The sequence below is a fragment of the Fluviicoccus sp. genome (assembly GCF_030646115.1).
GTDB lineage: Bacteria > Pseudomonadota > Gammaproteobacteria > Pseudomonadales > Moraxellaceae > Fluviicoccus.
The window spans coordinates 1-1,948 of sequence record NZ_JAUSMX010000011.1 but is presented as its reverse complement, the minus strand read 5'-3'; the positions used below and the strand labels follow the sequence as shown (position 1 = coordinate 1,948).

General features: G+C 62.0%; 3 protein-coding genes. 2 read left to right on the top strand and 1 reads right to left on the bottom strand.

Translation table 11 applies throughout. From position 1 onward, the window contains the following. Positions 1-456: hypothetical protein (locus tag Q7T36_RS08565; RefSeq protein ID WP_304846640.1), on the top strand; the 456-nt coding region annotated here is incomplete at its 5' end. A gap of 12 nt (positions 457-468) precedes the next feature. Here the strand turns inward: Q7T36_RS08565 and Q7T36_RS08560 are convergent. Further along, positions 469-1,191: an amidohydrolase gene (locus Q7T36_RS08560; protein ID WP_304846637.1), complete on the bottom strand. Its 723-nt coding sequence runs from the start codon at positions 1,189-1,191 to the stop codon at positions 469-471. Between the two features lie 185 nt (positions 1,192-1,376). On the opposite strand from Q7T36_RS08560, the gene Q7T36_RS08555 reads away from it, so the two are divergent. Next, a partial coding sequence (locus Q7T36_RS08555) for a VOC family protein (protein WP_304846634.1) occupies positions 1,377-1,948 on the top strand: 572 nt, incomplete at its 3' end.

Below are 1,948 nucleotides of genomic sequence, written 5' to 3'. Positions count from 1 at the left end.
AGATCCTGGACCGACCACCTGCTGTGGCACCACGCGGCCCACACCGTGGATTTGTTCGCCTACCAGTGCGGCAGCCCCATCGTCAAGGCCAACGCCGTTCAGGGTCCGATTCACCCGGCGCTGGGCATTGCGATGGACATGAGCATCCAGCTCAAGGCCGCCAACGGCGCTATCTGCACGCTGTCTTTGAGCTTCAATAACGACGGCCCGCTCGGGACCTTCTTCCGCTACATCGGCGACACCGCCACCTACCTGGCACGTTACGACGACCTGTTCAACGGCAAAGAAGAAAAAATCGACGTCAGCAATGTCGATGTGTCCATGAACGGTATCGAGCTGCAAGACCGCGAATTTTTCGCCGCCATCCGTGAGGGCCGTGCGCCCAACAGCAGCGTGGCCCAAGTGCTGCCTTGCTACCAGGTGCTGCATGACCTGGAACAACAGCTCAGTAACTGAACTTCACGGCGCTCAGGCGCCGAATCCAAACAGCCGTCGAGGCGTGTCCCACAGCACCGCCTGGCGCGCATCGGCGTCCGGTAGCAGCTGCTCGAACAGCGCCAGCAAGGGACCGTAATCGATCCGTGCCGGCGCCCGCAGGAAGGGCCAGTCAGACGCCCAAACCAAGGCTTGTGGCGTGTAGGCCTCAAGCAGCGCGGCAAAGCCGGCCTGGCCCATGCCAGCTTTAGGGTTCGGGCGGCCGCAATGGTCAAACAGCAGGCGCGCACCGCTGTCCTGTAGCAGCGGCTTTAAGGCCACGAGTTCGTCGGCCTGCACCTGCACCTGCGCCCACAGCCCCAGCTCGCGCAGGCGCTCCAACAAGGGACCGGTATCGCGATAGAAATCGACCCCCAGCAGGGCGACGTTAAGCGCTACCCCCACCACGCCCGCTGCTTGCAGGTCTTGCAGCTCCGTGCGACTGGCATCGTTGCGCACCACGGCAACGCCCTTGTAGCGGCCGGCACCCTGCGCCAGAGCGTCCAGCAGACAGCGATTGTCCAGGCCATAGCCTGAGTTGGGGCCGACGATCAGCGCGTGTTGCACCTCATGGGCATCGAGCACCTGGCCGAGGTTGGCGACCGTGCCAGTCTCCCCGCCCACGGGCTGATACCAGGCGTCGGCTGCATAAGGGAAGCGGTCAGGGTCGAAGACATGCACATGGCAGTCGATCATGGGTTGTGAGGAGAGTTTCATGGGTATATCGTGGCCAGGCCAATGGCAGTTTGAAAGTGGAACGAATATAGGCAAGGAATGCCAACTCGTCCATGCCCTCGGCAACATGGGATACATTGCGAAGCGACATGGGCACCATTGACCCCGAAGCATGGACTTTACGACGGTCATTGCCTACATTCCAAACTCAACAACTGGCACCAAAGATGAAACGATCCTCCTTCAACCGCACCACCGAAGACGTGGGCAACATCGTCGAGTTCGGCCACGTCAACGTCCGTGTGCCGGACCAGCAGTGCGCCATTGTCTTCTACATCATGGGGCTGGGCCTGACGCGCGACCCCTACCTGAGGACGGGCATCGACAATGCCTGGATCAACGTCGGTACCTGCCAGTTTCACTTGCCGGTCGGGCCAGCTCAGGTGCTGCGCGGTGTGGTGGGCCTCGTCATGCCCGATCTGGACGCGTTGATGGCTCGGCTGGCCAGTGTCCAGCCGTTGCTACACGGAACAAAATACAGCTTTGTCCGCACCGGCGCGTATGTCGATGTCACCTGCCCTTGGGGCAACCGCATCCGCGTGCATGCGCCCGACGGCGCTCGTTTTGGCCGGATGCGCCTGGGCATGCCTTATGTCGAGATCGACACCGCCCCCGGTACCGCTTCGGCCATTGCCCGCTTCTATACCGAGATCCTCGGTGCACTGGCCTACAGCGGCGTTGATGCAGCCGGTGTCTTTGCGCGTATTTCCATGGGTCTGGGCGAAAGCCTGGTGTTCCG